This is a genomic window from Constrictibacter sp. MBR-5 (assembly GCF_040549485.1).
Classification (GTDB): domain Bacteria; phylum Pseudomonadota; class Alphaproteobacteria; order JAJUGE01; family JAJUGE01; genus Constrictibacter.
Map to the genome: position 1 here is coordinate 103095 of NZ_JBEPTK010000008.1, position 23677 is coordinate 126771.

Sequence of the window (23677 nt, forward strand, 5' to 3'; positions counted from 1 at the left end):
CGAGGGGCCGGTCCTCGGTACGGCGGCGCGAAGCCTAGCGTGCCGCCGGGACCGCCTACCGCTCCACCAGCCGCGGGTCCAGGATGTCGCGCAGGCCGTCGCCGAAGAGGTTGAAGGCCAGCACCGTGTAGCAGATGGCCAGCCCAGGCAGGATGGCGATCATCGGCGCCGTCTCCATGTAATCGCGCGCGGCGCTCAGGTCCGCTCCCCAGTCCGGTGTCGGCGGTGGCGTGCCGAGACCCAGGAACGAGAGGGCAGCGATGATCAGGATCACGTAGCCCAGGCGCACCGTGGCGTTGACGATCAAAGGGGAGACGATGTTGGGCAGGATCTCGCGCAGCGCGATGCGCAGCCCGCCCTCTCCCATCGAGCGCGCCGCCTCGACATACTCCCTTTGCTTCTCGACCAGGACCGAGCCGCGCGCCAGCCGCGCCACCTCCGGCATGAACGCGAACCCCAGCGCGAAGATTAGGATCAGGTCGTTGTAGAAGCCCTCCAGCTTCCATTCGCGCGCCAGAGTCACGATCAGCAGGTAGAGCAACAGTCCCGGGAAGGCGAGGAGGCCGTCGACGACGCGCATCGCCGCCGTGTCGACCCCGCCGCCGACATAGCCGGTCAGCACGCCGTAGGGAACGCCGATGGCGAGGCCGAACGCGACCGCGAGCAGGCTGATCGTCACGAGCCGCCGGCCACCCCAGAGCAGGCGGGAATAGATGTCCCGCCCCAGCCGGTCGGTGCCGAGATAATGTTCCTCGCTCGGCGGCACGAGCCGTTCGCGGTAGTTCTGGCGGACCGGGTCGTGCGTCGCGATCACCGGCGTGGCGATGCACGCGGTGAACAGCACCGCCAGCATCGCGAAGCCGATCAACCCGGTCTTGCTCTTGCGCAGTTCGTACCAGGCGTTGGACAGCGCCGCCGACAGACGCCGCAGCCGTGGCGGCGGCGCCGGCACCTGCGCGGGCACCTGTGCGAGGGCCGGTGCGGCCGCGCGGTCGTGGACAGCCAGATCGTCCATCCTCCAGCTCCTCAGCTCAGCTTCACGCGGGGGTTCAGGACGCTGTAGGTGAGGTCGACCAGCAGGTTGATGACCACGACGATGACGCCGAGGACCAGCACGCCGGCCTGGATCAGCGGATAGTCGCGCTGGATGATCGCCTCGAAGATCGCCCGTCCGATTCCGGGCCAGGCGAAGATGGATTCCAGCACCACCGTGCCGCCCAGCAGATTGGCGAGCTGCAGGCCGCTGATCGTCACCGTTGGGATCATCGCGTTGCGCAGCGTGTACTTGAAGATCACCTTGCGCTCGGAGAAGCCCATCGCGCGCGCCGTGTCGACATACTCCTTGTTCATCTCGTCGAGCATGCTGGAGCGGGTCAGGCGCGTGGTATAGGCCGCCTGCCGGACGGCGACTGCCATCGCGGGCAGGATCAGGTATTTCACGCTTTCGAATGGATCCTCGAACGGACTGACATAGCCCGACGACGGCAGCCAGCCGAGGTGCAGCGAGAAGAGCAGCACACAGAGGATGGCGAACCAGAATTCGGGGATCGAGATGCCGACCAGGGACGTGACTTGCGCGGCATAGTCTATCGGCGCATTGCGCTTCACCGCGGCGATCGTGCCCAGCGGAACCGCGATCAGCATCGATAGGCCGATGCCGACCAGGGCGAGGTAGACGGTCGCCGGAATGCCCGACATCAGCTCGACCGATACCGGCCGCCGGGTGATCAGCGAATAGCCGAAGTCGCCCTGCGCTGCCCGCCATACCCAGCGCCCGTATCGGACGTAGACCGGCTGGTCGAGGCCGAATTCCTCCTCCAGGGCCCGCCGCACCTCAGGGTCCTCGACGCCCTCGCTGCCGGCCAGCGTGTCGACGATGTTCCCTGGCAGCAGTTCGACGAAGGCGAAGACGACGACCGTCAGCACGAACACGACGGGCACGAGATAGACGATCCGGCGGAGCGTGTAAGCGAGCATCGGCACCCTGCCTTGCGCGGGGGATCGGGTCGGTGGGGTGGCGACGGCCGACCGAACGGCACGGCCGTCAGCCCTGCAACCACGTCAGCCTTCGAGCCAGGTCGTCCGCAGGCCGCCGCCGGCATATTGGAACGGCCCGGCGAACGCCGGCTGGTATCCCTGCACCCGTTTCGAACCGGCCTGCAGCAGCGGCACGTAGTGCGTGTAGAGCAGCGGCAGGTCCTTGTTCACCAGGCTGTCGACGTCCCGATAGATCTGTCGGCGCTTCTCCTGGTCGACCTCGACCTTCGCCGCGACCAGCATCTGGTCGATCTTCTCGCTCTCGTAGCCGTAGCGCAGCTTGTTGTCCGGCGAGGTCGACATCAGCGCCCGCGCGTACCAGGCATCCGGATCGAGGCGATAGCTGTTGGCCGACGAGTCGAGATGGAAATCGCCCTTCTGGTACTTCTCGCGCAGCACCGGCGAGGGATGGATCTCCAGGGAGATCTTGAAGCCCGCCTCCTGGAGCATCGCGTGGGCGATCTCGGCGGACTGGTGCATGTACGGATAGGAGTCCTGCGCGACGATCAGGAAGGTCGCATCGCCGCCGTTCGCCTTCTTCAGGATCGCGCGTGCCTTGTCCGGGTCGTATTCCGGCCAGGACTCGATGTCCTCGGCGTACCAGGGGCTCGACTTGCTGTAGAAGCCCTTCGCGATCGCGCCGCGCTCGTGGAAGATCGCCTGATGGATACCCTCATGGTCGATGGCGTGCGCCGCGGCCATGCGCAGCAGGTGCGCGTCGGGATTGTCCTTCGCCGAGAACGGCCCGTTCTTCTGGTTGAACGAGATGTAGGCCGTGCCGACGTGCGGGACTTCCCAGGTATTGAAGTCCTTGCCGTAATTGCTCTCGAACTCGGCGGCGTCGGCATAGGCCATGTTGTCGATCAGGTCGACCTCTCCGGTGCGCAGCGCCGTCAGCCGGACGCGATCCTCCTTCTTCGGATACCCGATCAATCCGTCGAGATAGGGCAGCGCATTGCCCTCGGCGTCGGTCTCCCAGAAATTTTCGAAACGCTCCAGTTCCGTGGTGTCGTGCCGTTTCCATGACTTGAACTTGAAAGGTCCGCAGCCGACGGGGTGGGTATCGGCCTGGTCCACCGAGCCCGGCGCCATCAGGTTGGCGGGATAGTAGATCAGGTTGGCGGCGAAGATGGCGCTCGGGTTCTTCAGGTGGCAGCGCACCGTATACTTGTCGTCGACCGACACCCGCTCCAGGTCGCCGAGCACGCCGCGGGTGAAGGAGTGGCCGATCTTCGGATCCATGATCCGTTCGTAGTTCCACTTCACCGCCTCGGCGTCGATGCTCTCGCCGTTGTGGAACTCCGCCCCGCGGCGCAGCTTGAACGTCCAGGTCTTCAGGTCCTTGGAAACGTCCCATTCGGTGGCGATCGCCGGGACCGGCTCCATTCTGCCGTTGAAGTCGAGGAGCCCGCCGGTCGTGCCGGCCATCGGGTGGGACACGTAGTAGACGAAGTTCCGGTGGCTATCGAGGCCGCGGGTGTCGTCGCGCGTCGCGAAGCGCAGGACCCCGCCGCGCTTCGGATGCCGCTGGGCCCCCCGCGCGAGGCGCGGCAGGCCGATGGCGGCCGCCCCGGCGAGAGCCGTGGTCGTCGCCATGAATGCGCGGCGCGTCTGCACGAACGCCGGTCGTTTCGCTTCGTCGGACATGGACGGTGCCTCCCAATTTTTTGGTTTTTCGCGTCCGAACGCGGCACGATGTAGTGGAAAATTATTCTCCCGGGACCTCCGCTGAATCCGGACACAAGATTAGCGCACCGGCGACTCGCGGACTTCGAGTCACCACTTCACGGTTCAAATCTTTGCACGCGGGCTCGACATCCATCAACCACGATTTTTGGCCATTTTTCATGGCGAGCCGCACGCGAATACACCGACTGACTTTGTCCGGACCAATATGAAACAGAAGGAGTGCGGCGAAGCGGCGGGCAGCATGCGGTCTGCATGCATCGCGAAGTGCCCCCGGAGCGACGCCGCATGCCAGCCCGGCCCCCCTCGCCATCCCGCCGAAAAGATGCTGCGATGCGCGCACCGGTCCGGCCCGACGCCGGACCCGCGTCCACCGAGGAGCACCCCGACCCCATGTCAGCGACCCGCTACGACCCGCGCGAATACCGCCCCCTCACCTTCCATGACGCCGCGGCGCGCTTCCGCGACGGCGGCGACGACCCGCGCGCCTATCTGGAGCGCTGCCTGGAGACGATCTCGGCGCGCGAGCCGGTGGTGAAGGCCATCGTGTCGATGAACGAGGCGGGAGCGCGCGAGGCCGCCGACGCCAGCCGGGCGCGCTGGAAGGCGGGAAAGCCGCTGTCGCCCATCGACGGCATGCCGATCGCGATCAAGGACCTGCTCGAGACGAAGGACATGCCCACCGAGATGGGCTGCGAGGCGTTCAAGGGGAACTTCCCGAAGCGCGACAACGCCGCCGTCTGGGCGCTGCGCCAGGCCGGCGCCATCGTCCTCGCCAAGGCGACGACGGCTGAACTCGGCGGCGCGCATCCGCCGGCGACGACCAACCCGTTCGACCCGGCGCGCACCGCCGGCGGCTCGTCGTCCGGCTCGGCCGCGGCGGTCGGCGCGCGCATGGTGCCGGCGGCGATCGGCACCCAGGTCGGCGGCTCGATCATCCGGCCCGCCGCCTACTGCGGCAACTTCGCCCTGAAGCCCACCCAGGGCGGCATCAACCGGGGCGAGCGGCAGGCGACCAGCCAGAGCACGCACGGCCCGCACGCCGGCTGCATCGAGGACATGTGGCAGGTCGCCATCGAGATCGCCAAGCGCGCCGGCGGCGACCGCGGCAGCGTCGGCCTGATGGGCCCCTCGGCGCCGCCCGCGGCGGTGAAGCCCGAGCGGCTGATCGTGCTGGAGAGCGAGGGCTGGCCGATGCTCGACGGCGCCACCCGCGGCGCCTTCGAGGCGCTGCTGGAGAAGCTGCGCAGCGCCGGCGTCACGCTCATCCGGCGCGGCGACCATCTCTGGGTCGAGGCGCTGGAACAGGCGGTGGCCAACGGCCGCGCCACCTGCAACCAGGTCACCAGCTGGGAGAACCGCTGGGGCCAGCGCGCCATCGTCGACGCCAATCCCGACGGCGTCAGCGAGCGCGCCAAGGCGACGCTGGCCAAGGCCGAGGCGATGACGCCGGAGGACTACCGCGCGGCCCTGCTCGTCCGCATGCAGGCGCAGCAGGTGCACGCGACGCTGGCGCCGCTCGCCGACGCGGTGATCTCGCTCTCCTGCCCCGGCCCCGCGCCGATCTGGTCCGGCGACGTCCCCGGCCAGCCGCTGGCGCCGCGCCCGACCGGCGACTTCGTCTTCAACGCACCCAGCTCGATGCTCTTCGCGCCGGTCGTGACCATGCCGATGATGGCGGTCGGCGGCATGCCCGTCGGCGTCCAGGTGATGGGCCAGCAGCACGAGGACGCCCGCATGACCGCCATCGCCCGCTGGATCAGCGGCACGATCGAGCCGGTCGTGGCTTGAATCGCCTCCCCCGGCGGCCTTCGGGCCGCCGGGTCTCGGTCGTCAGGCCGGGAACAGCCAGGGCCGCCGGGCGCGGTAGATCTGCTCGAAGGCGGCGATCTGGGCGTCGTGCTGCAGGGTCAGGTCGATGTCGTCCAGGCCCAGCCGCAGCCGGCGCTTGCGCGACGGCTCGATGTCGAAGCCGATCATCGCGCCCGCCGGCGTGGTGAAGATCTGCCGGTCCAGGTCGACCGTCATCGTCGCCCCCGGTGCCGCGTGCAGTTCCTCGCGGATGCGCTTGGCGTCCGCCGCGTCCTGACGGATCAGCAGCAGGCCGTGCTTCACCGAGTTGTTGTAGAAGATGTCGCCGAAGCTGACGGCGATGATGCAGCGGATGCCGTCGTCGACCAGCGCCCACACCGCCTGCTCGCGGCTCGACCCGCCGCCGAAATTGCGGTCGGCGACCAGGATTCCGGCGTTCGCGTATGCCGGCTTGTTCAGCACGAAGTCCGGCTTCAGCGCGCCATCGGGCGTCTTGCGCACGTCGTGGAACAGGATGTCCGCATAGCCCTCGTCGCGCGGCCGGCGCAGGAAGCGGGCGGGCGCGATCTGGTCCGTATCGACGTTCGGCAGGTCGATCGGCGCGGCGACGGCGGTGAGCTTGTCGAATGGTGCCATGGTCGTGCCTCCGGTCAGACGATGTCGCGGACGTCGGTGATGCGGCCGCGCAGGGCGGTTGCGGCGGCCATCGCCGGGCTCATCAGGTGGGTGCGGCTGCCGCGGCCCTGCCGTCCCTTGAAGTTGCGGTTCGAGGTCGAGGCGCAGCGTTTGCCCGAAGCAACCAGGTCGCCGTTCATGCCGACGCACATCGAGCAGCCGGACTCGCGCCACTCGAACCCCGCCGCCTTGAAGATCGCGTCCAGGCCCTCGGCCTCGGCCTGCTTCTTCACCAGCGACGAGCCGGGCGAGACCATGGCGGGAATGACCGCCCTGCCCTTGGCGGCGATCGCGGCGGCGGCGCGCAGGTCCTCGATGCGCGCGTTGGTGCAGGAGCCGATGAACACCTGGTCGACCGCCACGTCGGCGATCTTCATGCCCGGCGTCAGGCCCATATACTCCAGCGTCTCGCGCATCGCCGCCTGCTGCTTGGCGTCGGTTATGGCCGACGGATCGGGCACCACCGCGGTCACCGGCGCCGCCTCCTCGGGGCTGTTGCCCCAGGTCACCATCGGCGACAGGTCGGCGGCGTCGAGCTTCACCTCGACGTCGAACCGCGCGTCCGGATCGCTCGGCAGCGTTTTCCAGAAGGCGACCGCCTCGTCCCACTGCGCCCCTTTCGGCGCATAGGGCTTGCCCTTCAGATAGGCGAAGGTCGTCTCGTCCGGGGCGATCATGCCGGCGCGCGCGCCCGCCTCGATCGACATGTTGCAGACGGTCAGGCGCTCCTCGATGGTCATGCCGCGGATAACCGACCCGGCATATTCGATGACATGCCCGTTGCCGCCGTTGGCGCCGATCTTGGCGATGATCGCCAGGATCACGTCCTTCGCCGTCACATTCGCCGGGCGCTCGCCGTCGACGGTGATGCGCATGGTCTTCGGCTTGCGCTGCCACACGGTCTGCGTCGCCAGCACGTGGCAGACCTCCGACGCGCCGATGCCGAAGGCCAGCGCGCCCAGCGCGCCGTGGGTCGAGGTGTGGCTGTCGCCGCACACCAGGATCAGCCCGGGCTGCGTCAGCCCCTGCTCCGGCCCGACGACATGCACGATGCCCTGCCGCTCGTCGCCCAGGCCGAACAGGGTGAAGCCGAACTCGGCCGCATTGTTCTTCAGCCCGTCGACGACCCGGCGCTGGTCGGGATCGGTGATGTCCTCGAACCGGTGGCTGAGGGTCGAGATGCCGTGGTCGGGCGTCGCGAAGGTCTGGTCCGGGCGGCGCGGCCGCATGCCCCGCTTCTTCAGGAAGGAGAAGGCGTGGAACGATCCGTCGTGCGCGAGGTGGCGCGCGACCAGCAGCAGCGACTGGCCATCGTCGTCCTTCAGGATCTCGTGCTCGTCCCAGATCTTGTCGAGCATCGTCTTAGGGCTGGACACGGGTGACGCCTCCGTCGTTGGGGTCGCGGCCATCAGGCCGCACGCCTTTTGAAGAAACTGCCGCCGCGTGCCTGCAGCAGCGGATAGAGCAGCGAGACGAGGAGCAGCAGGAACAGCACCATCGCGATCGGCCGCGACAGGATGAAGGCGATGTCGCCGCCGCTGATCTGATAGGAGCGCAGCAGTTCCCCCTCGGCCATCCGCCCCAGCAGGATGCCGATCACAGTGGCCGCCACGGGGTAGGAGTGCCGCCGCATCATCCAGCCGATGATCGCGAAGACCAGCACCGTCACCGGCCCGACCATGTTGCCGACGAGCGAGAAGGAGCCGTAGATCGACAGCACGATCACCGACGGCACCAGATAGCGCACCGGCACGCGCACGATGCCCGTGGCGATGAACACGAAGCCCAGCCCGAGCACCACCAGCAGGGCCACCTGGGCGAAGTTGCCCAGGATGATCGCGTAGATCAGGTCCTTATTCTCGCCGATGAAGCGCGGGCCGCCGGTGATGTTGTGCATGGCGAAGGCGCCCAGCATCACCGCGGTGGCGCCGCCGCCCGGGATGCCGAGCGCCAGCAGCGTCGCCATCGACCCGCCCTCGGAACTGCTGTTGGCCGATTCCGAAGCGACCACGCCGCGCGGATCGCCCTTGCCGAACTGGCTGGAATCCTTGGCCCGGCGCTGCGTCTCGGAATAGGAGACCAGGTTGGCGACCGAGGAGCCCACGCCCGGAATGGCGCCGATGATGACGCCGATCAGCGACCCGCGGAGCAGGACGCCGGGGTAGCGGAAGGCCGCCCCCATGCCGCGGAGGATCGCGCCGAAGTCCAGCCGCCGGCTGCCCTCGTCCTCGACGATGTAGTTGGAGCGGATCAGGCGGAAAAGTTCGGAGGCCGCGAACAGGCCGATCAGCGCCGGGATCGCCGCGACGCCGTCGAGCAGCATCATCGACCCGCCGGTGCCGCGGACGTCGCCGCGCGCGCTCATGCCGATCGTGCCGATCAGCACGCCCAGCAGGCCCGCCAGCAGGCCCTTGGCGAAGCTGCCCTGGCCCAGCGCGGCGATCAGCGTCAGGCCCCAGGCGGCGATGACGAACATCTCCACCGGCCCCAGCATCAGCACCGCTTCGGCGATCGGGCTGACGAAGCAGAAGAGGATGATGTAGCCGATCCCCGTGCCGACCGTGGACGCCGCGAGCGCCAGGCCGAGGGCAGCGCTGTGCCGCCCCTGCCGCGCCATCGGATAGCCGTCGAACGCCGTCGCCACCGCGGACGCGGTGCCCGGCACGTTCATCAGGATCGCCGGGATGGCGCCGCCGAACGAGCCGCCGGTGAAGATCGCCGTCAGGAACAGCATCGCCGACAGGAAGTCCATGTAGGCTGTCAGCGGCAGGAAGACGGCCATGGCGACCGGCACGGACAGGCCCGGCACGGCACCGAAGACGAGGCCGATGATCAGGCCGGGCGGCACGGCGAGCCACGGCTGCCACGCACCGAACAGCAGGTCGGTCGCGCCGGCGAAGGCGGTGAAATCGATCATCGCGCGCTCACACCAGCAGCGACGGGAAGGGGAAGGGCAGCATCTCGCGCAGCGCCATGGTCGTCAGCCACGCGAACACCGCGGCGTAGCCCACCGCCAGCAGGCGGTTGCGCTCGCCAAGCAGCAGCAGCGAGATCGCGACGAACAGGAAGGTCGACAGGTCGAAGGCCACATAGGCGAGGCCGCCGACATAGGCCGCGAACAGCGCGATGAAGGTCAGCGTCCGGCGCTCGTCCCGCAGCGACGGCGGCAGGATCGTGTCCGCGCGGTGGCGCCCGACGACCGTGGTCGCCGCCAACAGCAGGCAGAGCCCGAGCGCCAGGACCGCGACGGGCGCGATCAGCATCAGGTTCTCGATGCTCGGCGACGCGCGCACGGCGTCGCGCAGGAACCAGGCGATCCATCCGGCGATCACCGCCAGGATGCAGAGATGTTCGAGGTCGGCGGGACGCCGAAGCAGAGGCGGACGCATGTCCTTCACTCCAGCCTGCGCGGCCCGGAACGCCTGGCGTCCGGACCGCACGGCCTTCTGGCGTCAGTTGGTCTTGGCGAGGTGGCTGTACTTCTTCAGGCCCTCATAGCCCTCGGTCGTCAGCCGCTTGCTCTCCTCGGGGCCGAGCCATTCGCCGCCGATCTGGTTCTGCTTCAGCCAGTCCTGATAGTCCTCGCGCTCCAGCGTGCGCTTGTAGGCGTCCACGAAGGTCTTGTAGCGCTCGGGATGCTTCTCCTTGAAGGTCTTGTGGGCGATCACCGACGTCGTGTAGCTGCTGAACAGCGGCATCGTGACGTCGTATTTCTCCTTCAGGACCTCGTTGAAGAGCGGCCCCTCCCACTCCTTGACCGGCTTCGCGTTGACGACGGCGATCGAGCGGATGCGGTCGCGGATCACCTCGGAGCCCTGGGCGGCGGCGAAGGTGAAGTCCAGGTGACCGCCGGCGATGGCGGTGCGCAGCGGCCCGCCGCCGTCATAGGTCACGAAGCGCACGTTCTCTTTCGGGATGTTCAGCAGCTCCAGCATGCCGAGCTGCTGCAGATAGGCGCCGCTGCCGACCATGGCGCCCGTGCTCGCCGCGCCGGGCCCGGAGCGCAGCTTGGTGACCAGGTCCTCGAAGGTCTTGACCGGGCTGTCCTTGGGCACCGCCACGATGGCGTAGTCGATCCACTGCGTGTTGATGACGTCGAAGTCTTCCCACTTCACCGGGATGTCGGTCTGCAGGATGGCGTTGGCGAGGAACGGCGTCGCCTGCATCACCAGGAAGGCGCTGCCGTCGTCGCGCTGCTGCTGGAACCACGCCGCACCCAGTGCGCCCGAGGCGCCGGGCCGGTTCACGACGGTGATCGACACGTCGTTCAGTTCCTTCGGCAGGAAGGTCGCGAGGCCGCGCGCCAGCCGGTCGGCGCTGCCGCCGGTGTTGAACGGCACGACGAACTGCATCCTGTGGCCCGACGGCGGCCAGTCGGCCGCGCGTGCGCCGGGTGCCGCCAGTGCGACGGCTGCGAGAGAGGCGAGCGACCACTTGATGAGTCGTCCGAGAGAAGCGTTGAAGGACATTTCCGTCTCCAGATTTTCTTGTTTCCGCCACGCTCCCGCGCGGCGGCTCTCGATCGGGCGGGGTCGTCCGGTCCGCGGGCCCGGCCTGCCGCCCGCCGTCGTCAGTACCCGGCGCGCGCCTTGTCGGAGACCTGGTAGCGCGCCTCCAGCTCCTTCACCTGGTCCATGCCCATCAGGTCGAAGAACTCGGTGAAGCTGGCCACCTCGTTCAGCATCCCCTTGATGGAGCCGGTCCGCTTCAGCTCGTGCAGCACCCGGGTCATCGCCGGGATCGCCGCCATCAGCATGAAGTTCGGATAGATGACGAGGCGGAAGCCGAGCTCCTGCATCTCGTCCGCCGTCAGGAAGGGCGTCTTGCCGGACGAGGCCATGTTGTAGAGCGTCGGCACGTTCAGCATCTTGGGGATCGCCTGGAGCTGCTCCATCGTGCGCGGCGCCTCGACGAAGATCACGTCGGCGCCCGCCTCCTCGTAGAGCTTCGCCCGCTCCATCGCCTTGTCGAAGCCTTCGACGGCGATCGCGTCGGTGCGCGCGATGATGACGAAGTCCTGGTCGAGCCGCGCGTCGCACGCCGCGCGCAGATGCGCCGCCATCTCCTCGGCCGGGATCAGCGTCTTGCCTTCCAGGTGGCCGCAGCGCTTCGGCCAGTTCTGGTCCTCGATGTGCAGCGCCGAGACGCCGGCGCGCTCGTAGGTGCGGATCGTCCGCTGCACGTTCAGCGGTCCGCCATAGCCGGTGTCGGCATCGGCGATCAGCGGCAGGCCCGAGGCCTCGGCGATGCGCTGCGCGTTGTCGGCCATCTCCGTCATGGTCAGCAGGCCGACGTCCGGCCAGCCGAGGCGCGACGCGGTGGTGCCGGCGCCGGTCATGTAGATCGCCTCGAAGCCCTCCTTGGCGACGATGCGGGCTCCGACGGAGTCCACCACGCCGGGTGCCTGGACGATCTTCGGGCCTTTCAGGAGTTCGCGCAGTCTCGTGGTCGGGCGTGTCACGGCGGGGTATCTCCTCGGATCGGAAAACGGTGGGCGGCCTCGGCGTCAGAGGCGCAGGAAGTTGCGGCCGTTGTCGACGAAAACCCGGCGGCGCGCCTCGGGCGACAGGCCGCGCAGGCTCTGCATCGGCATGTCGTTGTCCCAGTGCGGGTAGTCGGTGGCGAACAGCAGGTGCTCGTCGCCCAGCATCTCGATCATCCGGTACAGGTCCTTCGGATCCTGCGGTTCGTCGAGCGGCTGGGTGGCGAAGCGCACGCGCTCGCGCACATAGTCGATGGGGGAGCGCTTGACCCAGGGCGTGTCGAAGCGCACGCCGCGCCACGCCTTGTCCATCCGCCAGAGCAGCGGCACGGCCCAGCTGAAGCCGTACTCGACGAACAGCACGCGCAGGCCGGGGAAGCGCTCCAGCACCCCGCTGAAGACCAGGCTGACCAGGTTGGCCTCGCCGACCTGGGAAAGCGACACGTAGCGCTCGATGAAGGATTCCGGCCAGCCGCCGGCGACCACGGGCGCGCCGTGATAGACGTTCTCCGTCCCCGTCACGTGCAGCAGAATGGGAAGGTTATGCCGCTGCGCGGCCTCGTAGATCGGATGGTAGTGCCGGTTCCCCATCGGGATGTTCAGCAGCGGCATGAAGATCGCCGCGATGCCCTTCTGGTCGGCCAGCCGGTCGATCTCCTGCGCCGCCAGTTCCGGCATCTGCGTCGGCACGACCATCGCATAGCGCAGCGGGCCGCTGCCGTCGGCGAGCTGCCATTCCTCCAGGAAATAGTCGTTGAAGGCCGAGCACAGGATGGCGCTCTCGTCCGGTCCCGCCAGCGCCACCGCCAGCGCACCCGGCTGCAGGCAGTTGAGGACAGCGATGTCGATGCCGTGCGGCTCGATCAGCTGCTTCAGCATCCAGGAACGGCTGGACCCGCCCGGCCCGCCCTCCGGCGGCTCGGAATCGGCGCGCACCGCCGTCCCGCCGTGCGGCACCGCAGTGCGCGGCGACAGCGCGCTCATGCCGACCGAGGCGCCCTTGGTCTCGATCCGATGGCGCCATGCCGCCGGCATGTAGGGAAAGACCGTCTTCAGCCCGCCCTTCACGACCGGGTGGACGTCGCAGTCGACGATCTGGCCCGCCAGCGGATCCTTCGCTGCGACCGGTTTGCGCTCCATGTCGATGGTCGCCATCGCGCTACTCCGTGCTGACGTGCCGGCCCGCGGCGCGCGCGACTCGGGCCGGGACGCCTTCGACGTGGACGCGGCCGTCGCGCACGGCCGCCGGGAAGGTGTGCAGGCGGATGCCGCCGCCGATGAACAGGCACTCGCCGCTGCGCACGCTGAACTCGTAGCCGTGCCACGGGCAGCGGACGATCTCGCCCTCGTAGCCGATCGTCAGGTCGTCCGGGTCGGACGGCAGCAGCGTGCTCGTGACGGTGCCGCGGCAGACGGGGGCGCCGCGATGCGGACAGCGGTTCAGAACGGCGTGCACGCTGCCGTCCGCCAGCCGCACGACGCCGATCTCGCGCCGACCGACCTCGAACAGGCGGTACCGCCCGGTGGGAAAATCCTCGACGGGTCCCAGGTCCAGGGACGAGTCGCCGCTCATGGGCATCCTCCGACACGTCTTTTTCGGACCGGTTCCGGCCCGCCGAACCGCGGCGCTTTCACGCCTGCCGTTCGCTTGTTGTCATGATACCATTACAAGCGGACCGGGCGCTGTCAACGCGTCCCCGTCGCGGCGGCAAGCGCATCGCGGCTGGAATTGCAGGGCTTGCCCGGTACGATCGCCGCCCGCCCACGGGTCCCGCTCGGAAGGAAAGACGCATTGAAGGTCGAGAGACGGCTCGGCACGCCGCTGCATCATCAGATCTACCTGATCCTGCGCGAGGCGATTCTCTCCGGCCGGCATCCCGCCGGCGAGCCGCTGCCGCCGGAGGAGGCGCTGACGCGCATGTTCGACGTGTCGCGCATCACCGTGCGCCGCGCGCTGGAGAGTCTGGACAGGGCCGACCTGATCGAGCGGCGCCAGGGGCGCGGCACCTATGTGCGCGCCGACGCCCTGCCGGCGCCGCTGCGGATGCCGATCACCAGCGTCTTCAAGAGCATGGAGGCGTTCGGCAAGCACACCGAGGCGCGCGTGATCGAGTTCGGCTACGAGACCGCCTCGCCCCAGGTGCAGGAGATGCTGGGCGTCGGCGCCGTGCCGGTGCAGCGGGCCGTACGCGTGCGCTTCCGCAAGGATCGCCCGATCGCCCACCTGACCACGTGGGTGCCGGAGGAGGTCGGCCGCAGCTTCACCGAGAGCGACCTGGCGACGTTGCCGCTCTACCGGCTGATGCGGCGGGCGGGTCGCTTCTACGCACGCGGCGACCAGAGCATCTCGGCGACCCTCGCCGATCCGATCGTCGCGAAGCGCCTGGACACGAAGGTGGGCTCCCCGCTGATCGAGTTGCGCCGCCAGGTCTTCGACCAGGAGGACCGCGCGGTGGAATATCTGGAATTCCTCGCCAGCCCCGAGAACTTCCAGTTCCGCATGTCGCTCGACGGGCCGGACCTCTCCCCCGCCGAGGTCCAACCCGAATAGGTGCGGCCTACCCGACCGTACCCGGCTTGAAGCTCATCGCCGCGCCGTTCATGCAGTAGCGCAGGCCCGTCGGCGGCGGTCCGTCGGGAAAGACGTGGCCCAGATGGCCGCCGCAGTTGGCGCAGTGCACCTCGGTGCGCGACATGAACAGGCTGTTGTCCTCGGACTCACCGACTGCCCCTTCGAGCGGCCGCCAGAAGCTGGGCCAGCCGGTGCCGGAATCGAACTTCGTCGCCGAACTGAACAGCGCCTGGTCGCAGCCGGCGCAGTGGAACGTGCCCTGCCGCTTCTCGCGGTCGAGCGGGCTGGTGCCGGCGCGCTCGGTGCCGTGGCCGCGCAGGATGCGATACTGCTCGGCCGTCAGCCGCTGGCGCCATTCGGCGTCGGTCAGTTCGAACGGGAAGCTCCCGGCCGTCTTCGCCTCGGTCTTGCCGCCGAACAGCCTGGAGATGCCGAGGGCCGCGGCGGCGCCCGCACCACCCAGGACGAGATTGCGTCGTGACATCATGTCGTCCCCGCGCTTGAAGGTCCCGAGGCCCCTATATGGGCCCGGTCCCCCAGCGGCGGGATGCGACCTAGGCGGGTTATGGCATCACGAAATCGTCACTGCGCGTTCCCGCGCGACGGCAGCCACACCACGCCCGTCCCCAGCACCGACAGCTCGCCGTCCTGATTGTGCGCCTCCTGGGTCACCGCCACGGCGTGGCGGCCGTTCTCGACGAACTTGTCCGTTACCGTCCCCTTGATCAGCAGGGCGTCGCCCTCGGGATTGTGGCGGCGGATCTTGCAGCTCGCCTTGTGCAGGAAGCCGTCGTCGCCGGCCCAGTTGGTCAGGTGGTGCGTCAGCCACGAGCAGCGTTCCGGACCATAGTCGTATGCGCCCGGCGCGCCGACCTTGGTCGCGAACGCGTCCTCCCAGTGCACCCGTTCCGGGCAGTCGGGGATGCCGAAGCGGTTCTTGATCCCCAGGCCCGGATGGCGATGGATCTGCTTCCAGGCCAGCTTGTTGGCGCGGATGTAGAGCCCACCCCAGCCCTGGGCGTAGGCGATGAAGCCGGTCACCGTCATCGGCCCCTTCGCCATCGTCGGCAGGGCCTCGCCGACCGTCACGTCCTCCCAGTAGCGCGGCGTCGCCCCCCGCACCTCTTCCTCGGCATAGTGCCGGAAGAAGTCGGACAGTTCCTCGTCGCTGTAGCGCTTGAGCTCGCGTGCGCGGACCTCGGTGTATTTCGTGCCGCTCTCGCGCGCATGGTCGCGGTCGGTGCGGAAGCACCAGCTGTCGGCCTCGGCCACCAGGTCGCCGGTCTGGTTGTAGAAGGCGACGGTGTAGATCTGCTGGATCGCGCGGCCCGCGAACTTCGTGTCGTGCTCGATCAGGTCCTTCAGCTTCGCCTCGGTCGCGATCTCGTCGTTGCGCCGCACCGGCTTGTGCCAGGTCCAGTCGGCACCCGCCCACATCGCGTGCACCCCCGGCAGCCCGCCGACATACCCCGAGACGATGCGGCTGGTCGCGAACAGGAAGGACGGCAGCGCCAGAATGCCGCCGTGGCGCGTCTTCGCCGCATAGGCCGGGTCGCACCACAGCGGATTGTCGTCGCCGATGCCGTGGGCGTAGTGGCGGATGTTGTCGCGCGTCGCCTCGTAGCACCAGGACTCGGCCGTGTCGCCGATCGTCACGCCGATGCGCTGGCGCAGCGAATCCAGCGCCTCCTCGGTGATGCTCGGGAACTCGCGCGCCCCATCTTCTCGCCCGGCGTCTTCGCTCATGTCGTTTCCTCGCTGGCCTTGTCTTTCAGGGCGGCCGCCTCGCGGTCGCGCAGCACCTTGCGGTTGACCTTGCCCGCCGGCGTCTTCGGCAGTTCCGCCGCGAACGCCACGACGCGCGGATATTCGTGCTGGCTCAGGCGCGTCCGCGTGAAATCCTGAAGCTCGCGCACGAAACCCTCGTCGCCGGGCCGGTCGCTGACGATGAAGGCCTTCACCACCTGGCCGCGCGCCGCGTCGGCGACGCCGATCACCGCCGCCTCGCGCACGTCGGCGTGCTTCAGCAGCATGTCCTCGATCTCGTGCGCGCTCATCGTCCAGCCGGCGGAGATGATGACGTCGTCCGCCCGGCCGTCATGGTAGAAATAGCCGTCGGCGTCGGTGTGGCCGCGGTCCTTGGTCGGGTACCAGGCACCGTGCCGCCAGACCTTGATCTCGCCCGGCACGTCGGGCGGGCAGACGCTGCCGTCGGGCGCCTGCACCTCGACGCGGCAGCCCGGCACCGGCTTGCCCAGCGATCCCGGCTTCACCCGGAAGTCCTTCGCACCCGGATAGTTGGCGAGGATCACGCCCACCTCGGTCGTGCCGTACATGCTGCAGACGGCCACGCCGAACGTCGCCTCGGCCCAGTCGCGCGTGGCGCTGTCGATCGGCTCGCCGGTGAAGGACAGCTTCTCCATCGCGAAGCGGTAGCGGTCCGCGGCACCACTGTTCTTCATCAGGCGATAGTGCGTCGCGGCCGCCGACAGGTTTGTGATCCGGTACTCCGACAGCGCGCGCAGCAGGCGCTCCGCGTCGAAGCGCCCGACGAACGTGCCCGTCTGCACGCCCAGCGCCAGCGGCGCCAGCGTGCCGTGCCACAGCCCGTGCCCCCAGGCCGGCGAGGACGGGCAGAAATAGCGGTCGCCCGGCCGGATGCCGGTGCCGTAGAGCGCCGCGTTCATCAGCACCACCACGGCGCGGTGCGTGTGTTTCACCGCCTCCGGCATCTCGCGCGTCGTGCCGGACGTGTACTGGTAGACGGCCATGTCGCTCGCCGCCGTCTTCGTCTCGTAGCGATCGGGAAAGCCCGCGAGGCCGGCGAGGAAGCCATCGTCCGCGACCACGGTCTCCAGGTCCGCCAGCCCCGCCGCGATCGGCGCCTTCTCGGCCGAGGTCAGCAGCAGCTTCGGCCCGCAATCCTCGATGCGCAGGCGCAGCCCATCCGGCCCGAACAGGGTGAACAGCGGCACCGCGATGGCGCCCATCTTCGCCGCGCCGAAGAGGCCGGCATAGAAGGCCGGCGACGGCTCCAGCATCAGCGCCACCCGGTCGCCCGGCACCACGCCGCGCGCCTCCAGCCAGTGCGCGACCCGCGACGACGCGGCCGACAGGTCTTCGAACGTCAGGTCCTCGTCGCGACCGTCGGCGTGCGCCAGCCGGATCGCCAGCCGTCCGCCTCTCCCCGAAGAAGGACGGGCGTGCCGGTCGACGCATTCGTGCCCGATGTTGAACCCGCTCCGGTCGCCGTCGAACAGCTCCCATGCCGCCGACGACGACCAGAGCCTCTGGGCGTCTCCGTAACGCGTGGCATCCGTCAGGTTCGGCATGTCCGCCTGCTTCTCGTGACCCGCGAGGATCCAACAGCCGCGAGCGCTCATTGTCAATACGCGCTTATTATTGTACATAGACAACAATGAAGCAGCCCACCCTCCGCGACGTCCCCGCCGTCACCCGCGCCGTCGCCATCCTGCGCCTGCTCGGCCGCAGCGACGCGCCGCTGGGCGTCAACGCGATCGCGCGTGACCTCGGCCTCGTGCCCAGCACCTGCCTGCACATCCTGCGCGTCCTCGCCGACGAGGGATTGGTGGCATTCGACCCGCGCGCCAAGCGCTACACGCTCGCCGTCGGCATCCTGGCGCTGGCGCGCAGCGCCCTGTCGCGCAACGGCTTCGCCCGCGCCGTCCAGCCGGAGCTGGACCGTCTGGCCGCGCGTTTCGGCGTCACCGCCATCGGCGTCGAGGTGTTCGGGCTGCGGCACATGGTGGTCGTGGCCATCGCCCACGCGGCGCTGGGCGTGCGCCTGCACGTCGACATCGGCAGCCGCTTCCCGGCGCTGATCAGCGCCACCGGCCGCTGCCTCGCCGCCTTCGGCGGCCATCCCTGGGACGAGATCGAGGAGCGCTTCCGGCGCCTGCGCTGGCACGACGCGCCGTCCTTCGACGACTGGCGCGCCGAGGTCGAGACCGTCCGGCGCACCGGCTACAGCCTCGACGAGGGCCGCTACATCGAGGGAGTCACCATCCTGGGCGTTCCCGTGACCGACGAGGCGGGCCGCATGCCGCACGCCCTGGTCGCCATCGGCATCACCGAACAGATCCGCCGCCTCGGCCCCGAAACCCTCGCCGCCGCCCTGCGCGAACCCGCCGCCCAACTCTCCGGCACCGCCGTCCCTTGAGCGGGTACTGCGGCCATCGCCGTCCCGCCCTTTCATGCGGGCGCCGCCGCGTCTACCCTCCCCGGCAACCATAAACCCGACCGGGAGAGACGCTTGAGATCCCTGCACGCCACGGCGCTGGCCGCCGCGCTCCTCGCCCCCGCCCTGCTCGCCGCCCCGGCCGTGGCGCAGAAGTCCGGCGGCGTCCTCAAGGCCTATCATCGCGACAACCCCCCCAGCGCCTCGATCCACGAGGAGGCGACGATCTCGACCGACCAGCCCTTCATGGCGGTCTTCAACAACCTCGTCGTCTTCGACCAGCACGCAAAGACCAACAGCCTCGAGCATCTCCAGCCGGAGCTCGGCACCTCCTGGGCTTGGAGCGAGGACGGCACCAAGCTGACGTTCAAGCTGCGCGAGGGCGTGCAGTGGCACGACGGCAAGCCGTTCACGTCCGAGGACGTGAAGTGCACCTGGGACACGATCGCCGGCAAGCGCGAGGACGGCTGGCGCAAGAATCCGCGCAAGCCCTGGTACTTCAACCTCGAGGAGGTCACCACCAACGGCAAGTACGAGGTCACCTTCAACCTCAAGCGGCCGCAGCCCTCCTTCCTCGCCTTCCTCTCCGGCGGCTTCTCGCCCGTCTATCCCTGCCACGTCGACGGCCGGACGATGCGCGCCAAGCCCATCGGCACGGGCCCGTTCAAGGTGGCCGAGTTCAAGCAGAACGAGCGCATCCGCCTCGTGAAGAACGAGAACTACTGGAAGGAAGGCCGGCCCTATCTCGACGGCATCGACTGGACGATCATCACGGCGCGCTCGACCCGCGTGCTCGCCTTCATCGCCGGCGAGTTCGACCTGACCTTCGCGCAGGACGTCAGCATTCCGCTGCTCGCCGACGTCCAGTCGAAGGCGCCCGACGCCTATTGCGAGCTGCAGGCCTCCAACGTGCACGGCAACCTGCTGGTCAACCGCGAGGCGCCGCCCTTCGACAATGCCGAGATCCGGCGCGCGATGATGCTGGCGATCGACCGCAAGGCCTTCGTCACTGTGCTCAGCCAGGGCAAGGACACGATCGGCGGCGCCATGCTGCCCGTGCCGGCCGGGGTCTGGGGCGCGCCCGCGGAATATTTCGACAAGGTCCCCGGCTACGGCCCCGACATCGAGGCCAACCGCGCCGAGGGCCGCAAGATCATGGAGAGCCTCGGCTACGGCCCGGACAACCCGCTGCGCATCAAGGTCGCCACGCGCAACATCGCGATCTACCGCGATCCGGCCGTCATCCTGATGGACCAGCTCAGCCGCGTGCACATCGCCGGCGAGCTCGACACCATCGAGACCGGTAACTGGTACAGCCGCCTCGCCCGCAAGGACTATCAGGTCGGCCTCAACGTCACCGGCGTCGGCATCGACGATCCCGACGTGAACTTCTACGAGAACTATTCCTGCGGCTCGCAGCGCAACTATACCAACTACTGCAACCGCGAGATCCAGGACCTGTTCGACAAGCAGTCGGCGATGAGCGACTTCGAGGCACGGCGCAAGCTGGTCTGGGAGATCGACGCCAAGCTGCAGGCGGACGGCGCCCGGCCGATTATCTACCACAGCCACGCCGCCACCTGCTGGCAGCCCTACGTGAAGGGCATCACGCGCGCCACCAACAGCATCTACAACAACTGGCGTATGGAAGACGCCTGGCTCGACAAGTAGGCCTCGCTTCCCCGGGCGGAGCGAAACTCCGACCCGGGGTCCATTTCTTGCTCCGGACTGGCCCGCCCTATGCCGGGGTCGGGTGGTACTGGTACAGCCACGTCTCGCTCAGCACCCGGTCACCGCTGCGCAGGAAGCAGCGCAGCTCCACCGGCTCCCCGCCGGTCGTCGTCAGGTCGAACTGCGCGCGCCAGTGGCCCGGCACGTCGTTGGGCACCGCCTCGGTGAAGACGTAGGAGAAGCTGCCGCGCGAGGCCGTCAGCACCGCCTCGGGCAGCACGCCCATCGGCAGGTCGACGAGCGGCCCGCCCAGGAACTCCACCATGAACTTGCGCACGCCCTTCGGTCGCGGTTGGCCCGGCTGTCCGCCGTTGCCGAGCCGCGTCGCGACGCAGCGCGCGAGGTCGCCCGGATAGGGCTCGTCGGCCAGCCAGTGCAGGCGGTAGGCGATCTGGATGTGGCTGCCCGCCCCGTGCGGCGCCTCCGGCAACCACATGGCGCAGATATTGTCGTGGATCTCGTCGTCGGTCGGGATCTCGACCAGTTGCACCATGCCGCGCCCCCACGGGCCGATCGGCTCGACCCAGACGCTCGGCCGCTTGTCGTATCGCACCCCGTCCTCGTAGTTCTCGAACTTCCGGTCGCGCTGCGACAGGCCGAAGCCGCGCGGATTGTCGTCGACGAAGCTGGAGAAGCTGATCCGCGCCGGATTGTTCAGCGGCCGCCAGATCCGCTCGCCCGTGCCGGTCCACATGGCGAGCCCGTCCGAATCGTGGACCTCCGGCCGCCAGTCGACCATGGTCGGCTTGGCCGTCTCGGAAAACCAGTACATCGAGGTCAGCGGCGCCAGGCCGAGCCGCTCGATCGTGCGGCGCGGGTGGATCGCCGCCTCGATGTCCATGACGACGCCCTTGGTCCGGCGCAGCAGGAAGCGGTAGGCGCCGGCGACCGACGGCCCGTCCAGCAGTGCGTAGACCGTCACCGGCGCGTCCTCGCCCGCCGCGGGCTCGAACCAGAATTCCCGGAAGTCCGGAAACTCCTCGGCTCCGGCGCCGCCGGGGTTCAGGGCGATGCCGCGCGCCGACATGCCGACCTGCCCGAGTTCGCCGACGCCGCGGAAATAGGAGGCGCCCAGGAAGGTCGCCCAGGGCTCGACCTTGTCGAGGTCGCCCTTCCGCGCCGGCTCGTGCACCCAGAAGCCGGCGAACGCCGAAGGCTGCTGCGCGAGGCCGGCGGCCACATGGTCCGGCCCCGCCGGGAAGTAGCGCGGATCGTACAGCACCTCGCGCGCGGTCTCGCCGTCGACCGCGTTCATCCGCACGGTCTTGGGGAAGAACATGCCCACATGCTGGAACGAAATCGGGTAGGCACCGTCGCGATACAGCGAGAATTCCTTGCGGAAGCGCAGCTTGCCGTGCGCGTCGTAGTCGATGCGCGACACGATGGCCGGGTCCGGCCGCGGCGGCGGGACATAGGGCTTCGCCGCCATCGCCAGCGCCCGCCGCTTCAGCATGTCGTAGGAGAAGGGCTCCACCGGGCCGAAGGCCAGGCCTTTGGGCGCGTTCGCGCCCGTGGGCGTCTCGGCCGCCGCCGCGCCCCCCACACCGCCGATGGCGCGCGCCACCGCGGCCGCGCCCAGAACCTGAAGAAAGCTGCGTCGATCGAGCCCTGTCATGAGAGTCCTGTCGCCTGAAGTGCCTGCAAGGCCGGATCCGGCCCGCCCGTCGTGACGGCGGCCGCAAGAAGAGCGCCAACCCGAGGGCACGATCAAGCTCTGTCGAATCTTTGTGGCACGAAACGGGTCGATGCCACGCCGTCACCGGCTTTTGACGAAGTCCGCCAGCGCGCGCAGCTTGGGCGCGACGTTCCGCCGGCTGGAAAAATACAGGAAGAACCCCGGGAACGACGGGCAGAACGGCTCCAGCAGCGGCACCAGCGCGCCGCGCGCGAGCCACGGCCGGAAGCTCTCCTCCATCCCGAAGGTGATGCCGGCGCCGCTGACGGCCAGCCGGATCATCAGGCCCATGTCGTTCGTGGTGAACTCCGGCGCCACGGCCACGTCGAACTCCCGCCCGTTCTCCGCGAACTCCCAGCGGTACGGCGCCGAGCCGGGGGACGGCCGCCAGCCGATGCAGCGATGGCGCACCAGGTCGCGCGGGTGCCGCGGCGGGTCGACACCGTCGAGATAGGCCGGCGCGCAGACCGGCAGCTGGCGCTGGTCGCCGGACACCGGGATCGCGATCATGTCCTGCTCGATCACCTCGCCCAGCCGCACGCCGGCGTCGAAGCCCTCGGCGACGATGTCGCACTCCTCGTCGGTCACCAGGATGTCGATCTCGACGTCCGGAAAGCGCGCGGCGAAACCGGCGAGCAGCGGCCCCGACAGAAACCCCTCGGCGATCGACGAGACCGCCAGCCGGAGCTGACCCTTCGGACGGTCCTTCAGGTCGACCGTGTCGCGCAGCGCCGCATCGATCTCCGCCATCGCCGGTGCGACCGCCGCATGTAGCCGCCGCCCTGCCTCGGTCAGGTTCACGCTGCGCGTCGTGCGGTGGAACAGGGCGATCCCGAGCCGCATCTCCATCCCGTTGATCGCCTGGCTGACCGCCGAGCGCGTCACGCCCAGCCGGTCCGCCGCCGCCCGGAAGCTGCGCGTCTCCGCCACCGCGACGAACACCGCCATCGACTTGAGATCCGGATCCATTGGTTAGCCCTGCTTGCCGGCGCATGCACAGAATAGCGGATTATCGCGCCAGTCGCGCCTGACTAGGTTTCTCCCACCACCACGGTTCGGAGGAACTGGACAATGACAATGGACAAGGTCGTCGTCGTGACGGGCGCATCGAGCGGCATCGGCGAGGCGATCGCCCGCGATCTCGCCGCCCACGGCGCCAGGGTCATGCTGGGTGCCCGGCGCACCGACCGGCTGGACGCCATCGCCGCCGGGATCGAGGCCGCGGGCGGCACGGCGCGCAGCCGCCGGGTCGACGTGACCGACCGCACCGACGTTCGCGCCCTGGTCGAGGCCGCACTGGCCGAATGGGGACGCGTCGACGTCATCGTGAACAATGCCGGCATCATGCCGCTGTCCGCCATGGCCGCCCTGAAGGTGGACGAGTGGGACCGGATGGTCGACGTCAACATCAGGGGCGTTCTCCACGGCATCGCCGCCGTCCTGCCGGAGATGACGGCGCGCGGCTCCGGCCACGTGATCAACGTCGCCTCGATCGGCGCCCTCTCGGTCTTCCCGAGTGCCGCCGTCTACTGCGCCACCAAGTTCGCGGTGCGCGCCATCTCGGACGGGCTGCGGCAGGAACAGACGGCGCTGCGCGTCACCTGCATCCATCCCGGCGTGGTCGAGAGCGAACTGGCGTCGACCATCACCGACCCCGCCGCGGCCGAGGCGATGCGGATCTATCGCAGGATCGCCCTGACGCCCGACGCCATCGCCCGCGCCGTGCGCTTCGCCATCGAACAGCCCGCCGACGTCGACGTGAACGAGATCGTCGTCCGCCCCACCGCGGCCGCCTGAGCCCTCGGGAAA

Annotated in this window: 21 protein-coding genes; 5 read left to right on the plus strand and 16 right to left on the minus strand. The window is 69.0% G+C overall.

What is annotated here, in order from left to right:
• Positions 1-55 precede the first annotated feature (55 nt).
• The 3 genes from ABIE65_RS17080 to ABIE65_RS17090 all read right to left on the minus strand — a co-directional run bounded on the left by ABIE65_RS17080 (position 56) and on the right by ABIE65_RS17090 (position 3684).
• Entirely contained in the window at positions 56-1015 is a 960-nt protein-coding gene (locus ABIE65_RS17080) for an ABC transporter permease (RefSeq protein ID WP_354079315.1), read from the minus strand.
• 11 nt (positions 1016-1026) lie between these two features.
• Complete coding sequence (locus tag ABIE65_RS17085) at positions 1027-1977, minus strand: ABC transporter permease (RefSeq protein ID WP_354079317.1); 951 nt, start codon at positions 1975-1977, stop codon at positions 1027-1029.
• A gap of 84 nt (positions 1978-2061) precedes the next feature.
• Entirely contained in the window at positions 2062-3684 is a 1623-nt protein-coding gene (locus ABIE65_RS17090) for an ABC transporter substrate-binding protein (RefSeq protein WP_354079319.1), read from the minus strand.
• A gap of 432 nt (positions 3685-4116) precedes the next feature.
• On the opposite strand from ABIE65_RS17090, the gene ABIE65_RS17095 reads away from it, so the two are divergent.
• Positions 4117-5514, plus strand: coding sequence for an amidase (locus ABIE65_RS17095; RefSeq protein ID WP_354079321.1), 1398 nt, complete (start codon positions 4117-4119; stop codon positions 5512-5514).
• A 42-nt stretch (positions 5515-5556) separates the two neighbouring features.
• Here ABIE65_RS17095 and leuD read toward each other — a convergent pair whose 3' ends face one another.
• The 8 genes from leuD to ABIE65_RS17135 all read right to left on the minus strand — a co-directional run bounded on the left by leuD (position 5557) and on the right by ABIE65_RS17135 (position 13265).
• Entirely contained in the window at positions 5557-6171 is a 615-nt protein-coding gene (gene leuD, locus ABIE65_RS17100) for a 3-isopropylmalate dehydratase small subunit (protein WP_354079323.1), read from the minus strand.
• Between the two features lie 14 nt (positions 6172-6185).
• Positions 6186-7586: a 3-isopropylmalate dehydratase large subunit gene (leuC, locus tag ABIE65_RS17105; protein ID WP_354079325.1), complete on the minus strand. Its 1401-nt coding sequence runs from the start codon at positions 7584-7586 to the stop codon at positions 6186-6188.
• Positions 7587-7618: 32 nt separating this feature from the next.
• Complete coding sequence (locus ABIE65_RS17110) at positions 7619-9127, minus strand: tripartite tricarboxylate transporter permease (RefSeq protein ID WP_354079326.1); 1509 nt, start codon at positions 9125-9127, stop codon at positions 7619-7621.
• A 7-nt stretch (positions 9128-9134) separates the two neighbouring features.
• The gene (locus ABIE65_RS17115) at positions 9135-9599 is read right to left on the minus strand and encodes a tripartite tricarboxylate transporter TctB family protein (protein WP_354079328.1); all 465 of its coding nucleotides are present in this window, start codon (positions 9597-9599) and stop codon (positions 9135-9137) included.
• Positions 9600-9662: 63 nt separating this feature from the next.
• Positions 9663-10679, minus strand: coding sequence for a tripartite tricarboxylate transporter substrate-binding protein (locus tag ABIE65_RS17120; RefSeq protein ID WP_354079329.1), 1017 nt, complete (start codon positions 10677-10679; stop codon positions 9663-9665).
• Positions 10680-10780: 101 nt separating this feature from the next.
• Positions 10781-11671, minus strand: a complete 891-nt coding sequence (locus ABIE65_RS17125; protein ID WP_354079330.1) for an isocitrate lyase/PEP mutase family protein — start codon at positions 11669-11671, stop codon at positions 10781-10783.
• Between the two features lie 45 nt (positions 11672-11716).
• Positions 11717-12847 (minus strand): amidohydrolase family protein, encoded by a 1131-nt coding sequence (locus tag ABIE65_RS17130; RefSeq protein ID WP_354079331.1) that lies wholly within the window; start codon positions 12845-12847, stop codon positions 11717-11719.
• A 4-nt stretch (positions 12848-12851) separates the two neighbouring features.
• Complete coding sequence (locus ABIE65_RS17135) at positions 12852-13265, minus strand: Rieske (2Fe-2S) protein (RefSeq protein WP_354079332.1); 414 nt, start codon at positions 13263-13265, stop codon at positions 12852-12854.
• 219 nt (positions 13266-13484) lie between these two features.
• On the opposite strand from ABIE65_RS17135, the gene ABIE65_RS17140 reads away from it, so the two are divergent.
• The gene (locus ABIE65_RS17140) at positions 13485-14243 is read left to right on the plus strand and encodes a GntR family transcriptional regulator (RefSeq protein WP_354079333.1); all 759 of its coding nucleotides are present in this window, start codon (positions 13485-13487) and stop codon (positions 14241-14243) included.
• Positions 14244-14250: 7 nt separating this feature from the next.
• On the opposite strand, the gene msrB is transcribed toward ABIE65_RS17140, so the two are convergent.
• The 3 genes from msrB to ABIE65_RS17155 all read right to left on the minus strand — a co-directional run bounded on the left by msrB (position 14251) and on the right by ABIE65_RS17155 (position 17596).
• On the minus strand, positions 14251-14748 hold the full coding sequence (gene msrB, locus ABIE65_RS17145; protein WP_354079334.1) for a peptide-methionine (R)-S-oxide reductase MsrB: 498 nt from the start codon (positions 14746-14748) through the stop codon (positions 14251-14253).
• Between the two features lie 98 nt (positions 14749-14846).
• Positions 14847-16010, minus strand: coding sequence for an FAS1-like dehydratase domain-containing protein (locus ABIE65_RS17150; RefSeq protein WP_354079336.1), 1164 nt, complete (start codon positions 16008-16010; stop codon positions 14847-14849).
• Entirely contained in the window at positions 16007-17596 is a 1590-nt protein-coding gene (locus ABIE65_RS17155) for an acetate--CoA ligase (RefSeq protein ID WP_354079337.1), read from the minus strand. The genes ABIE65_RS17150 and ABIE65_RS17155 overlap by 4 nt, the downstream gene beginning before the upstream one ends.
• An 86-nt stretch (positions 17597-17682) precedes the next feature.
• Here ABIE65_RS17155 and ABIE65_RS17160 point away from each other — a divergent pair, with 86 nt between their 5' ends.
• A complete protein-coding gene (locus ABIE65_RS17160; RefSeq protein WP_354079338.1) occupies positions 17683-18444 on the plus strand; it encodes an IclR family transcriptional regulator in 762 nt (253 codons plus the stop codon).
• Between the two features lie 93 nt (positions 18445-18537).
• Positions 18538-20133: an ABC transporter substrate-binding protein gene (locus ABIE65_RS17165; RefSeq protein WP_354079339.1), complete on the plus strand. Its 1596-nt coding sequence runs from the start codon at positions 18538-18540 to the stop codon at positions 20131-20133.
• Between the two features lie 67 nt (positions 20134-20200).
• Here ABIE65_RS17165 and ABIE65_RS17170 read toward each other — a convergent pair whose 3' ends face one another.
• Together ABIE65_RS17170 and ABIE65_RS17175 are read right to left on the minus strand one after the other, a co-directional pair.
• Positions 20201-21808, minus strand: a complete 1608-nt coding sequence (locus tag ABIE65_RS17170; RefSeq protein WP_354079341.1) for an OpgD/OpgG family glucan biosynthesis protein — start codon at positions 21806-21808, stop codon at positions 20201-20203.
• Between the two features lie 141 nt (positions 21809-21949).
• Positions 21950-22837, minus strand: a complete 888-nt coding sequence (locus ABIE65_RS17175) for a LysR family transcriptional regulator (RefSeq protein WP_354079342.1) — start codon at positions 22835-22837, stop codon at positions 21950-21952.
• A 102-nt stretch (positions 22838-22939) separates the two neighbouring features.
• Between ABIE65_RS17175 and ABIE65_RS17180 the strand changes: the two genes are divergently transcribed.
• The gene (locus ABIE65_RS17180; protein WP_502918543.1) at positions 22940-23665 is read left to right on the plus strand and encodes an SDR family oxidoreductase; all 726 of its coding nucleotides are present in this window, start codon (positions 22940-22942) and stop codon (positions 23663-23665) included.
• Positions 23666-23677 lie beyond the last annotated feature (12 nt).